6 protein-coding genes are annotated in these 13,163 nt (G+C 63.2%); 3 read left to right on the plus strand and 3 right to left on the minus strand.

Going from position 1 to position 13,163, the window contains the following annotated elements; translation table 11 throughout:
* Positions 1 to 15: 15 nt before the first annotated feature.
* From FVW59_RS12805 to pabB, 3 genes are all read right to left on the minus strand, one after another.
* Positions 16 to 3,144 carry an efflux RND transporter permease subunit gene (locus FVW59_RS12805; RefSeq protein ID WP_148064737.1) on the minus strand — a complete coding sequence of 1,043 codons (3,129 nt, stop codon included), beginning with the start codon at positions 3,142 to 3,144 and terminating at the stop codon, positions 16 to 18.
* A 36-nt stretch (positions 3,145 to 3,180) separates the two neighbouring features.
* Positions 3,181 to 4,320 (minus strand): efflux RND transporter periplasmic adaptor subunit, encoded by a 1,140-nt coding sequence (locus tag FVW59_RS12810; protein WP_148064738.1) that lies wholly within the window; start codon positions 4,318 to 4,320, stop codon positions 3,181 to 3,183.
* Between the two features lie 137 nt (positions 4,321 to 4,457).
* A complete protein-coding gene (gene pabB, locus FVW59_RS12815; protein ID WP_222711506.1) occupies positions 4,458 to 5,825 on the minus strand; it encodes an aminodeoxychorismate synthase component I in 1,368 nt (455 codons plus the stop codon).
* A gap of 326 nt (positions 5,826 to 6,151) precedes the next feature.
* Here pabB and FVW59_RS12820 point away from each other — a divergent pair, with 326 nt between their 5' ends.
* From FVW59_RS12820 to scpA, 3 genes are read left to right on the plus strand one after another with little or no spacing between them, the layout of a single operon-like run.
* Complete coding sequence (locus FVW59_RS12820; RefSeq protein WP_148064739.1) at positions 6,152 to 7,885, plus strand: acyl-CoA carboxylase subunit beta; 1,734 nt, start codon at positions 6,152 to 6,154, stop codon at positions 7,883 to 7,885.
* Positions 7,886 to 7,918: 33 nt separating this feature from the next.
* Entirely contained in the window at positions 7,919 to 10,732 is a 2,814-nt protein-coding gene (locus tag FVW59_RS12825; protein WP_148064740.1) for an ATP-binding protein, read from the plus strand.
* A gap of 10 nt (positions 10,733 to 10,742) precedes the next feature.
* Positions 10,743 to 12,899 carry a methylmalonyl-CoA mutase gene (gene scpA, locus FVW59_RS12830; RefSeq protein ID WP_148064741.1) on the plus strand — a complete coding sequence of 719 codons (2,157 nt, stop codon included), beginning with the start codon at positions 10,743 to 10,745 and terminating at the stop codon, positions 12,897 to 12,899.
* Positions 12,900 to 13,163 lie beyond the last annotated feature (264 nt).

The raw sequence follows: 13,163 nt of genomic DNA on the forward strand, positions 1-13,163 counted from the left end.
ATGACGGCTCGCGCGTTATTCCGGCGGCAGCGTGCGGCCGCCGTGGATGCGCTCCCGGAACAACTGCACCAACTTGAAGAAAACCGGCACCAGCAGGGTACCGAACACCGCCGAGGCGATCGTGCCGCCGAAAATGGCGAGTCCCAGCGATACCCGGCTGGCCGCCCCGGCGCCACTGGCCAACACCAGCGGGACCACGCCGACGGTAAAGGACAGTCCCGTCATCATCACCGGGCGAAAGCGCTGGTGGGCGGCGGTGACCGTGGCTTCCTGCAGGTCCATGCCCTCCGCCTCGCGCAGGGACTTGGCAAACTCCACGATGAGAATGGCCACCTTGGCCGCCAGCCCCACCAATAGCACCAACCCGATCTGGCCGTAGAGGCTCAGGGATTCCCCGCCGATCAACAGCCCCGCCATGGCGCCGACCAGGGCCAGCGGTACCGACAGGATAATGGCGATGGGCATGCTGAAGGACTCGTACAGGGCGGCCAGGAAGAGAAAGGTGAACACCAGCGACAGCCCGAGCGCAATGGGCGCCAGGTTGCCCGATTTCCGCTCTTCGTAGCTGGAGTCGGTCCACTCGTACTTGAACCCGGGTAGCAGCGAGCCGGCAGAAAGGTTTTCCATGGCGTCCATGGCCTGGCCGGAACTGAAGCCGGCGGCGGGCTGCCCGGTGATCGTGGCGGCGTCGTAGGTATTGTAGCGGTACAGCACATCGGCCCCCTGCACGGGCCGGGTGCTGACCAGCGCCGACAGTGCCACCATCTGCCCGTTCTGGCCGGGTACGTAGAGTGATTTCAGGTCGGACTCGGTCTGGCGGAATTCGGCTTCGGCCTGGGCCATGACCCGATAGGTTTTGCCGAACAGGTTGAAATCGTTGATGTAAAAGCCGCCGAGCTGGGTTTGCAGGGTGAGGAAAATATCCTGCACCGAAACGCCGAGGTTCTTGGCCAGTTCCCGGTCCACTTCCAGCCAGATCTGTGGATAGTCGGCGCGGAAGGTGGAGAAGGCCCGCGCCAGTTGTGGCTGGCTGTTGGCCTGCTGCAGTAGTGTCTCCACCTGCGCCGCCATGGTCTCCGCGCCGCGGGACTGGGTGTCTTCCAGTACATAGGAGAAGCCCGCCACCGTGCCGAGACCGGGTATGGCAGGCGAGCCAAACACCAGGATGCGCGCGGTGCCGAGGCCGCTCAACTGCTGCTGGTACTTGCGCTGCAGGGTGAACTGGTGGCTGTCGGGGCCGCTGCGTTCCGACCAGGGCTTGAGTTTGACGATCACCATGCCGGCATTGGATTGCAGGGCCGTGTTCAGCAGGCTGTATCCGTTGACCGACAGCACCAGTTCCACCGCCGGATCGTTCTCGAGCTGGGTATGGATTTCGTCCATCACCTTGCCGGTGCGGTTGAGTGAGGCGGCGGCTGGCAACTGCACGTCGATGATGAAAAAGCCCTTGTCTTCTTCGGGAATAAAGCTGGTGGGAACGATTTGGTACATGAATACCAGCAGGGCGAACAGGCCGACGATCAGCGCGCTGCTGATCACCAGGTGACTGGCGAGCGAACCGACCAGGGACACATAGCCGCGGGTGACCGCAGCGAAACCGCGATTGAATACGCGGATCACCGGGTTGGGGGCGTGCTCACTCTCCTTCATCAGCATCACGCAGAGCGCCGGGCTCAGGCTGAGGGCGTTGACGGCGGAGATCAGCACCGATACCACCAGTGTGGCGCCGAACTGGGCAAACATTTCCCCGGTGATGCCCGGCAGCAGGGTAGTGGGGGCAAACACCGCGGCCAGTACCAGTGAGGTGGCCACTATCGGGGCGGCCACCTGCTGCATCGCCTTCTCGGTGGCGCGGCGGGCCGCCAGGTGCTCCTCGTGCATCAGTCGCTCGACGTTTTCCACCACCAGGATGGCGTCGTCCACCACGATCCCGATAGAGAGAATCAGGGCGAACAGGGTGACCGTATTGATGGTCATGCCCAGGGCGTAGAGAACAGCGAGTGTGCCGATCACCGCGACCGGCACGGCGATGGTGGGGACCAGGGTGGCGCGCACGCTGCCCAGGAAGAGATAGGTCACCAGCACCACCAGCGCGATCGTGAATATCAGGGTAAAGACGGTTTCTTCCAGCGAGGCCTCGATGAACAGGGTGGTGTCGTGGCCCACCGCGTATTCCAGGCCTTCCGGGAAATAGGTGGCGAGATCGTCCATGCGCTCGCGCACCTGTTCTGCGGTGGCCAGGGCGTTGGCATCGGACTGCTTGTAAATGGCGATCAGTACCCCGGGGCGGTTGTTGAACTCCCCGTAGCCCTTGTAGGCCTGGGCGCCGAGTTCCACCCGGCCCACGTCCGCGATGGTGAGACGGGCGCCCTGGTCGTCGCTGCGCAGGATGATGTTCTCGAATTCCTCTACCGTGGCCAGACGGCCCTTGGTTTTCAGTACATACTGGAATTGGGTCGAGTCGGGGTTGGGGGGGCCACCGAGCTGGCCCACGGCGGCCTGCTGGTTCTGCTCCTGTACAGCGGCCAGGATCTGGTTGACCGAGAGATCGTGGGCATTGAGCTTGATCGGGTCGAGCCACAGGCGCATGCCGTAGTCGAGGGCGCCGATGACGCTGGCTTCGCCGACACCGGGAATACGCGCCAGTTCGCCGGTGATATTGAGGCTGGCGTAGTTGGACAGGAAAACACCGTCAAAGCGCTCGTCCGGGGAGTGCAGGTTGACGACCATTAACATGTCGGGGGAGCGCTTTTTTACACTGACGCCTCGCTTGCGCACTTCTTCCGGCAGCCTCGGTGTCGCCAGGGCCACGCGGTTCTGCACATCGACCTGGGCCAGGGAGGGGTCGACATCAATTTCGAAGGTCACGGTCAGCGTGTAGCTGCCGTCACTGGCGGATTTGGACGACATGTAAACCATGCCTTCAGCGCCGTTGACCTCATCCTCGATGGGCGCGGCGACCGCTTTCTTGACCGTCTCGGCGCTGGCGCCGGGGAAGTTGGCCCGCACCACCACCTTGGGGGCCGAGATATCCGGATACTGATCCACCGGCATCACGATGGCCGCGAGAACTCCCAGCAAGGTGATCAGAATGGAGATCACCAGGGCGAACCTGGGGCGGCGGATAAAGAACTGGGGACTCACCTGGCGGGCCTCCGGGGGTGGCGTTCAGACGCTGCTTCAGGGGTCGGCGACAACAACCGGCGCTCCGGGGGGCAGGGCCTGGCCACCCTGCAGTACCACCCGCTCACCGGGGCTGAGGCCGGTGCGCACCGACCAGTCGGCGCCGTCGCGGATGCCGACCTCAATGTTGCGCCGCTGCAGGGTGCCGTCATTACCGATGATCATCACAAAGTGTCCCTGCTGGTCCTGTTGTACGCTGGCCTGGGGAATGAAGGCCCCGGTGACACTGCGCAGCGCGTGGCCGTGGAGGGTGACGTTCTGACCCGGCAAAAGAATGCCGTCCGGGTTGGGAAACTCGGTGCGGCCAATGATCATTCCCGGCGCGGCACTGGCACTGTGATCCCAGGCCTGAAAAACGCCTTCATGGGGATAGGGCTCACCGCCGGGGAGTTCCAGGGTGACCTTGATTTGCGGCAGTTCGCTACCCTGGGCCTGGAGTTTTTGCGCCAGCAGGGCGAAGCGGTTGTAGGTGCCTTGCTCGACGCTGCCGGTCACATAGATCGGGTCCAGTTGGGATAGTTCGAACAGGGCGTTGACCGAGAGCTGGCTGACCAGGTCTCCCACCGCGTGCCCGGGCGGGCTGATGCGCCCGCTGAAGGGCGCCAGAATACGGGTGCGCTCCAGGTCGAGTTCGTGCTGTTCCAGGCTGGCCTCGGCCTCGGCCACCTCGGCCCTGGCGCTCTCCACCGAGGCGCGTGCGGAATCGTAATCCAGTCGGGATATATAGCCTTTGGGCAGCAGGGACTCGGCGCGCTCCCAGTTTGCTTCTGCCTGTCTCACTGAAGCTTCTGCGGACTGCAGCGCGGCCCTGGCTGCCGCCAGGTTGGCCTTGAAGTCAGCCGGATCCAGTTCCACCAGTAGCTGGGCTTCCTCGACGGTTTCGCCGCCGCGGAAATGCTGGGCCTGTATTCGCGCGGCAATCTGCGGCTTGATCCTGGCGGACTGGACGGCCTCGGTCTTGCCGGTCAGGGTGAATTCCGGTTCGATGGTGCGCTCGCTGACCGTGGCGACCTGGTCTGCCCGCAGCGTCAGTGCGGCCGGGGAGGCCGCCGGGGTAGTGTCGGAGCTGTCCTTGCCACAGCCCACCGGCCCCAACAGGAGCAGCCCGCAGAGCAGGGAAAGATGTGCAACGCGCATAACCTGATACCCCCATCGCGGCCGCCAGGGGCTGCCGCCGTTTAGCTATCGCCTATTACATGCTGGCTGTACCACAAACGGCCATCGCTGTGGTCACTGTTCACTATAGTGCAGGTTGGTGAAAGCGAAGGGGGTTTTTAGCCCGCCCCGAATTCGTTTTCCAGGCAGTCGAGGAAGCGGCCGACTTTGTCCAGGGTTTCGCGGTGCTCTGCTTCGCAATCCGAGTCGGCGACGATACCGCCGCCACCCCAGCAGCTCATCTCACCGTCGCTGCAGAGCAGGCTGCGAATGGCGATATTGCTGTCCATACGCCCGTCGGCGCTGATGTAGATCAGAGAGCCACAGTAGGCCAGGCGGGGTGTGGTTTCCAGTTCGGCGATGATCTGCATGGCGCGGCGCTTGGGGGCGCCGGTAATGGAGCCGCCGGGGAAGGCATCGCGCAGCAGGTCCAGGGCATCCCGCTGTGGTACCAGCTCGCCACTGATGGCGCTGACCAGGTGGTGCACGGTGGGGTAGCTCTCCACCTCAAACAGGGCGTCGACGCAGACACTGCCGGGTACACAGTTCTGGCCGAGGTCGTTGCGCAGCAGGTCGACGATCATGAGGTTTTCAGCCCGGTCCTTGGGGCTTTGACGCAGTTGCGCTGCCAGTGCGGCGTCCCGCTGCGGATCCGCAGAGCGCGGGCGAGTGCCCTTGATGGGCCGTGTTTCCACATGGCGGCCGCGCAGCGAGAGGAAGCGCTCCGGGGACAGGCAGAGCAGGGCGCCATTCTCCTGCTGCACAAAGGCCGAGAAGGGAGCGCCTGCGACCCGGCGCAGGGCGCGGTAGGCGGTAAACGGGTCGCCCCGATAAGGGGCGCTGAAGCACTGGGCGAGGTTGACCTGGTAGCAGTCGCCGGCGCCAATGTATTCGGCGATACGGGCGAAGGCTTCGCGATAGCCGCGCTCGCCCAGCTGCGACCGGAAGGGGCGCGAGAGGGAGAATTCGCCGTTGTCGGTGGCAGGCGCCTGGCGCAGCCTTGCCAGCAGGTCACTGCGCCACTGCGTCGGCAGGGCCGGCAGGGTGACCAGGGTACTGCGCTGCAGCAGGTGGTCCTGGATCACACAGGCATCGTAGGCGCGCAGGGCAACCAGCGGTTGGTGTTCGCTTTGGGCTGTATCAATACCGTGCAGCAGGGCGCCGGCATCGTAGCTGATGTAGCCGAGCAGGCCGCCGCAGAAGGGCAGGTCTGCATCCGGGGCGCCGATGCCCCGGTAGCGTTGGCGCTGGAAGGTTTGCAGTTCGCCGAGGTGACGCCGCACGGCGGCGCCTGTAGCGCCTCCCGTCAGCATCGGGGGACTGTCTTCGGCTGCCCGCGCGACAAGGATGTCGAAGCGCCCGGCCCGTGGTGCGCCGTGGCTGCTGTCGAGCAGCGCGGCGTCCGGTAACTCGCGCAGGCGGGCAAACAGCTCGCAGACGTCGGGGAAGTAGGGCACCTCCTCCAGCTTGAGGGCGAACTCAGGCACTTTGCCCCCGGGTGAGGGCCGGCGTGTGCGGGCGGTGCAATATTGTCACTGCTTACATCCGTATCAGCGGTGAGCGAAAAATACGCAAACCGGCAGAGGAGACCGGTTTAACCACTTGAATTGCGTCCAGAATGTCAATTTTCGTGTCACCTCAAGAAATTGACTCACCCAGGGTGGTGAATTACTGTGTTGCGCCGATACAGCGGCTGGACTGCATCCTAAGCCCGCCAATCGCAACGCGCAAATCCCCCAAAGTCTCGAGGAGCATGAACGGGCACACCCCAAGGCTGCCGCACGGCAACCTTACAGCCCGGTAAAGAAGGACTATGACAGCACACAACGATCAAGCACTCATCGCCTCCCTGGAGAATCCCTTCGCCGAACACAACGAAGTGGAATTCAAGGTTCCCGGCCAGATCGCCAGCGAACCGGGTCTCTACGAAAATGCCCTCAAGGCCGGCTGGGAACTGCAGCAGCGCCCCTACCGGGCCGCCGGTGTCAAAAGCGTCCAGCGCCAGCACCAGAAAAACCGCATGACGGTGTGGGAGCGCATCCAGTTTCTCGCCGATGAAGCGCCGACGGTGCTTTACCAGAACTGGGGTCCCAACCTCGACGGCGCCTCCCTGGTGACGGCCCTGATCAAGGTCGGCGGCCGCGATATCGCCATTTACGGCCACGACTTCACGGTGCGCGCCGGCTCCATGGATGCCACCAACGGCAAAAAGCTTGCGCGCCTGTTTGAACTGGCCGCCAAGCGTCGCATCCCCCTGGTGGGCCTGAACGACTCCGCCGGCGCCTACATTCCGGCCGGTGTGGGGGGGCTGGATGGCTACGCGGATGCTTTCACCGCCCTGCGCAAGATTTCCGGCGTGGTGCCTTCCATTATGTGCATGTTCGGCTTCAACGCCGGCGGCGGTTCCTACCTGCCGCGCCAGGGCAGCTTCCTGATCCAGCCCAACGAGACCTTCTTCGGCCTCACCGGTCCCGGCGTGGTTAAGTCGGTGCTCGGCGAAGACGTGACCCCCGATGAGCTCGGTGGCCCCGGCGTACACAGCCAGAGCGGCGTGACCGACTTTGTGGTGCCCGACGAAGTGGCGGCCCTGCGCAAGGTGCGGGCCCTGCTCAACTACCTGCCCAGCAGCAACAACTCGCTGGCGCCGCACCAGGCGTCCTCCGACCCGGTCAGCCGCAAGACCTGGGATATCGATATCCTGTTGAAGAAGGCCTTCAACTCGCCCACCGGTTTCAACACGCCCATCGATATCACCATCATGATCCAGCAGCTCTGCGATCACGGTGATTTTCTCGAAATCCAGGCGGAACGCGCCCGCAACACCATTACCGCCCTCGGTCGCATGGGCGGCAACGTGGTCGGCTTCGTGGCCAACAATTCGGCGGTAGCCTCCGGCCAGATCGACATTGATGCGGCCTACAAGAACGCCCGCTTTATCCGCTTCTGCAATCTGTACAACATCCCGGTGATCTTCCTCGAGGACACCACCGGCTTCCTGCCCGGCCGCGAGCAGGAGAGCCGCGGTATCGTGCAGGCCGGTCGCGCCATGCTCGACGCCATCGTCGACTTGCGCACCCCGCGCTTCCTGGTACTGGTGCGCAACGCCTTCGGCGGTGCCTATGCGTCCTACAACAACTATCCCACCGGGGCTGACTTCGTGGTGGCCCTGCCCACCACCAGGGTGGCCGTGATGGGGCCCGCCGGTGTGGAGTATGTCTACAAGGACGAACTGAAGAAGCTGCGCGGTGCCGTGGCCGGCAAAATTGCCGCCGAGACCGAAGCCCAGATGCAGGCCGGCCTGTCCGCCGACGATGCCAGCGCCATGGCCAAGCAACTGGTCGGCAACTGGGTCAAGTCCGAAGAACAGCTGCTGGCCCAGCGCTACGAGCGCGAGCTGATGAATCCGAACGAGGCCCTGAGCCTGGGTTCCATCTCGCAGATTGTCATGCCCTCCGACCTGCGCCAGGTGCTGGCGGAGCACATGGATTTCTGCCTGCGCCACTACACGCCGGAACCGCTGTCCTCGGTACAGCGCGAATTCCACTAAGCCGCCGCAACGCACAAGAACAGAGGAAACACCGTGTCCAACGAGCACTATCTGCGCAACCCCCTGATTCACCGCGACCGGCGCCTGGGCCGCCGGCACTCCGACTGGATCAACCAGTTCGACTGCACCCACCTGCGCCCGCTGATCATTTGCCGCGGCCCCATTCGCAAGGAAGCCATGGACGTCTTCAGCGAAATGGGCATCCAGGACTTCGGCATTCTGCTTTCTGAAAAAGACTCCATTGTCTACCAGAGCGCGCTGGCACCGGAATTGCGCAGCATCGCCAATCCCGACCGTGTGCACCGGGTACCGGACTACACCGGTGCCAACAAGGAAGAGCGCGACCAGCGCATCGCCCAGATTATCGCCATTGCTCACGAGAACGGCTACAACGCCATTTTCGCCGGTTACGGTTTCATGGCGGAAGACGAGAACATGGTGGCGGCCATGGAGCGCGCCGGCCTCAACTTTATCGGCCCCTGCTCGCGCACTGTGCACGATGCCGGCTTGAAGGATGAAGCCAAACGCACCGCACTGAAGACTGGCGTTTCCGTTACACCCGGCATCGATAATGGCACCGCCCTGACCCTGCTGAAGAAGCATCCGACCATTGCCGACCTCAAGACCCTGTGTGCAGATCAGGGGCTGGCGGTGGAAGAGGGCGTACTGGACAACCCGGACATCAGCCTGGAAGACAAGGCCGACCTGGTGCTCGCCGCCTCTTACAGGAAGGGCATCGACCTCTACACGGTCGATGAGCTCAGCGAGACGCTGACTGAGGCGGTGGAAAAAATGACCGCCGAGTACCCGGAAAACCGCGTGCGCCTGAAGGCTATCAGCGGCGGCGGTGGCAAGGGTCAGCGCATTCTCGGTATCGGTGAGGCCGCGCGCACGTCGGAGATGGTGCGCGAGATCCTCAACGAAGTGAAAACCACCGGCGTTGGCGACAACAAGAACGTGCTGGTGGAACTGAATATCGAAACCACCCGTCACCAGGAAATCCAGGTGATCGGTAACGGCGAGTGGTGCATGACCATGGGCGGCCGTGACTGTTCCCTGCAGATGCACGAGCAGAAGCTGCTGGAAGTGTCGGTGACGGTGGAGTCGCTGCAGGCCGCTATTACCCAGGCCGAGGCCAGCGGCAACGAGGTGGAAACCCGCATCCTCAAGCAGGATCTGCTGACCCTGGAAGCGATGGAAGATGAGGCAGCCCGCTTTGGCGCCGCGGTGGGTCTGGACTCGGTATCCACCTTCGAGTGCATAGTCGATCGCGACAAGCACTTCTTCATGGAGATGAATACCCGTATCCAGGTGGAACACCGGGTCACCGAACTGTGCTACGCCCTCAAGTTTGCCAACCCCGACAATCCGGAAGAGCACTTCATCGTCGAGTCACTGGTAGAGGCCATGGTGCTGCTGGCGGCCCACGGTGAGAAACTGCCGCGCCCGGAGCGCATCCTGCGTCACAACGACAGCGTGGAAGCGCGCCTCAACGCCACCAACCAGGCCCTGCAGCCCAGTGCCGGCGGCGTCATCGAGGCCTGGTCCGATGCGGTGGAGGGCGAGATTCGCGACGACCAGGGGATCAGCCTGCACAACCCTGACACCGACGTGTTCATGAAGTACACCCTGGCCGGCGCCTATGACTCCAACATCGCGCTGTTGCTGACAGTGGGTGAAACCCGCCTCGATACCTACGAGCGCATGGCGGAGGTTATCCGCCAGACCAACATGCGCGGCAAGGACCTGGCCACCAACCTGGAGTTCCACTACGGCCTGGTGAACTGGTTTATCGGCCAGAACATCAACGCCCGGCCGACTACCCGCTTTATCGTGCCCTACCTGACGGCAGTGGGTGAATTAAAGGAGCAGGCCAACGGCGTCGATCTCGATTACGCCTGGCGCGAAGTCAGTCGCGCCGCGCTGGAGGGGCATGACGGCGATGCCGCGGGAGCCCTGGCCACGGCCCTGGACCGCAAGAGCACCCTGTTCCTGCGCCCGCTTGCGCGCCTGCTGGAAGAACCGCATGTGCTGTCCGGCTGGCTCAGTATCAACCGCGACTGCTATACCCTGATCGAAGGCAAGATCTGCTGGAACGAGAACCCGGTGGAGTTGCTGGCAGACAGCTATCACTACCTGAACATGGACTTCGTGGCCGGTGCACCCGCCGCCAGCGTGATCTGGGATCACGACAACGAAGTGCTGCAGCAGGCGATGGATTTCTACGCCGAGCTGAACAACCGGGTGGACGCCGACGACTGGATTTCGCTGCAGACCCTGCTGGCCCAGGGCGAGGCCCCGGCGGGCTTTTCCGCGGCCGGATGGAACGAAGTGCGCGCCGCCCACAAGGGCTTCCAGGCCGGGGCGGAAATTCTTGCCATTCTGCCCGCCATTGCCGAGGCCACTGGTTACTACGATCTTGCGGTCAATCCCGATCTCAGCATCCACATCCCCGAGCGGCTGTTCGATGGCGAGTTGCAGGAACGCATGGCCAAAGTACTGGTGCCACCACCTGTGGCCAAGTCCGATGAAATCCTGGCGGAGAGCGGCGGCATGTTCTACGGCCGCGAAACGCCGCAGCACGATGTTTACGTGAAAGAGGGCGACCACTTCAATGCCGGTGACCCCCTGTACATCGTGGAAGTCATGAAGATGTTCAACAAAGTCTACGCGCCGTTCTCCGGTACCATCGAGAAAGTGCTGGTGGAGGATGACGGAGTGATCATCAGCAAGGGCCAACCGCTGTTCAAGATTACACCGGACGAGAAAATCGTGGTTCAGACACCGGAAGAAATCGCCGCCCGTCGCCGCCGGATCACCGGCGCCTTCCTCGAGCAGATTGTGTGAGGACTACCCCATGAGCGATAAAATCTACGACAAATCCGCGGCCACTCCTGCGGCCTGGCAGGAACTCGCCAGCAAGCAGATGCGGGGCAAGACCCTGGATGACCTGGTGTGGCAGACGCCGGAGGATATCCCGGTCAAGCCGCTGTACACCGCTGCTGATATCGAAGGGCTGGAATTCACCGATACCATGCCCGGGCTGTCCCCCTACATCCGCGGCCCCCAGGCCACCATGTACGCCGGCCGGCCCTGGACCATCCGTCAGTATGCCGGTTTCTCCACGGCCGAGGCCTCCAACGCCTTCTACCGCAAGGCTCTGGCTGCCGGTGGGCAGGGTGTATCGGTGGCCTTCGACCTGGCTACCCACCGCGGTTACGACTCGGACCACCCGCGGGTGACCGGTGACGTGGGCAAGGCGGGGGTTGCCATCGATTCGGTCGAGGACATGAAAATCCTCTTTGACGGCATTCCGCTGGACCAGGTTTCGGTGTCCATGACCATGAACGGTGCCGTGTTGCCGGTGCTGGCGGGGTATATCGTCGCGGCAGAGGAGCAGGGCGTCACCCAGGAGCAACTGGCCGGCACCATCCAGAACGATATCCTGAAAGAATTCATGGTGCGCAACACCTACATTTACCCGCCCGCGCCGAGCATGAAAATCATTGGCGACATCATCGCCTACTGCTCCGAGCACATGCCGCGCTTCAATACCATTTCCATCTCCGGGTATCACATCCAGGAAGCGGGAGCCAACGCCGCGCTGGAACTGGCCTATACCCTGGCTGACGGGAAGGAGTACATCCGTACCGCACTGGCGGCGGGCCTGGACATTGACCAGTTCGCCCCGCGCCTGTCCTTCTTCTGGGGCATCGGCATGAACTTCTACATGGAGATCGCCAAGATGCGCGCCGCGCGTCTGCTGTGGGCGCGAATCGTCTCCGAGTTCAACCCGAAGAACCCGAAGAGCTCCATGCTGCGTACCCACAGCCAGACCTCCGGCTGGTCGCTCACCGAGCAGGACCCCTACAACAACGTAGTGCGCACCACCATCGAGGCCATGGCCGCCGTGTTCGGCGGCACCCAGTCACTGCACACCAACGCCCTCGATGAAGCCATCGCGCTGCCCACCGAGTTTTCCGCCCGCATCGCCCGCAACACCCAGTTGATCATCCAGGAAGAAACCGGCATCACCAACGTGGTCGACCCCTGGGGCGGCTCCTACCTGATGGAATCCCTGACCCAGGATATCGCCGACAAGGCCTGGGAGCTGATCGAGGAAGTCGAGCAGGCCGGCGGTATGGCCAAGGCGATTGAAACCGGTATGCCCAAGCTGCGTATCGAAGAGGCCGCCGCACGCAAGCAGGCCCGTATCGACCGCGGCGACGATGTGATTGTCGGCGTCAACAAGTACCAGACCGATGCCGCCAGCGACGTGGAAGTACTGGACATCGACAACGAGGCCGTACGCCAGTCCCAGCTGCAGCGCCTCGCCGCGCTGCGGGAAGGTCGCGACGAAGCCGCCGTGGAAGCCATCCTCGAGGACATCTACCAGTGTGCGGTATCCGGTAAGGGCAACCTGCTGGCGCTCGCGGTGGAGGCCACCCGCCGCCGCGCCAGCGTCGGGGAGATATCTTTTGCCATGGAACGTGAGTTCGGTCGTTTCAATGCCCAGGCCCAGACGGTGTCCGGTGTCTACGGGTCGGCCTTCCAGGACGATGAGAACTGGCAGAACATCAGCAGCGACATTGACGCGTTCGTCGAGAAGCACGGCCGTCGGCCGCGCATGTTGGTGTGCAAGATGGGCCAGGACGGTCACGACCGCGGCGCCAAGGTGATTGCCACGGCCTTTGCTGATGTCGGTTTTGATATCGACCTGTCGCCGATGTTCTCGACGCCGGAGGAGGTGGCGCGTCAGGCCATCGAGAACGATGTTCATGTGGTCGGTGCTTCGTCGCTGGCGGCTGGTCACAAGACGCTGGTGCCGCAATTGGTGGAGGAGCTGCGCAAGCAGGGTGCGGATGACATTGTGGTGATTGCGGGCGGGGTGATTCCGCGGCAGGACTACGATCATCTGTACCAGGCCGGGGTGAAGTGCATCTTCGGACCGGGGACGCCGATTCCGCAGTGTGCGCGTGAGGTGCTTGACGCCGTAAATCAGGTGCAGGGCTGACCTGTTTTCTGTTTGGGCAACTTTCCAGGGTTTCCCAGAACGGCCCGCGCTCCGCTACCCGGTGAGGGTTTGCGGCGACCGCCAAAAAGCGCACGTCCTTGTGCAGGCTCGGCGGCGGACGTCCTGTCCGCCGACGCCGCCGCCAACCCTCACCGGGCATCGAAGCGCTGATTCGTTACTCCGAATTCTCTTTAAGCGTCCACTGAGCGTTTGGTGAGTAGCTTTCCGAACGACTCTAGAAGCTTGAGTATTTGGGTCAGCAAC

It is taken from the genome of Parahaliea aestuarii (assembly GCF_008064635.1).
In the GTDB taxonomy this organism is placed as follows: domain Bacteria; phylum Pseudomonadota; class Gammaproteobacteria; order Pseudomonadales; family Halieaceae; genus Parahaliea; species Parahaliea aestuarii.

What these genes read in the sequence shown, in the direction of transcription:
- FVW59_RS12810 (WP_148064738.1), bottom strand. Translation starts at nt 4,320, where the DNA reads ATGCGCGTTGCACATCTTTCCCTGCTCTGCGGGCTGCTCCTGTTGGGG.
- FVW59_RS12820 (WP_148064739.1), top strand. Translation starts at nt 6,152, where the DNA reads ATGACAGCACACAACGATCAAGCACTCATCGCCTCCCTGGAGAATCCC.
- scpA (WP_148064741.1), top strand. Translation starts at nt 10,743, where the DNA reads ATGAGCGATAAAATCTACGACAAATCCGCGGCCACTCCTGCGGCCTGG.